Genomic DNA, 423 nt, shown 5'->3' on the forward strand with positions numbered 1-423 from the left:
AATGTGTATCATCGCTAATATCGACAATGACTTTGATGAAAATGAACGAATCACAATCAAAGAGCTTGGCAAAGAACTTTTTAGCCTAGACGATGCAACCATTTCAGATATCATCAAAGATGCTGAGCAATCAGCGCATGACTCAACTTCTTTGCACCAATTTACCTCAACCATTCACGAGCATCTGCAAGAGAAAGACAAATTCGCTCTCATCGTTGGCTTATGGAAAATAGCTTATGCTGATGGATCAATAGACAAATACGAAGAGCACATTATTCGCCGAGTGGCCGAACTCGTTTATCTTGATCACGCTAGGTTCACAGAAGCAAAGCATGTAGCAAAACCATGACGTATATCATTGGACATCGGGGCGCACGCGCAGAACTTCCTGAAAATACAGTGCCTAGCTTTGTTCACGCCCAA

The 423-nt window shown here is 42.3% G+C and carries 1 protein-coding gene; it reads left to right on the forward strand.

The annotated features are described in order from the left end of the window. On the forward strand, positions 1-349 hold a 349-nt coding region (locus A3738_RS10010), incomplete at its 5' end, for a TerB family tellurite resistance protein (RefSeq protein WP_068763584.1). Positions 350-423 lie beyond the last annotated feature (74 nt).

This window comes from Oleiphilus sp. HI0066 (genome assembly GCF_001635725.1).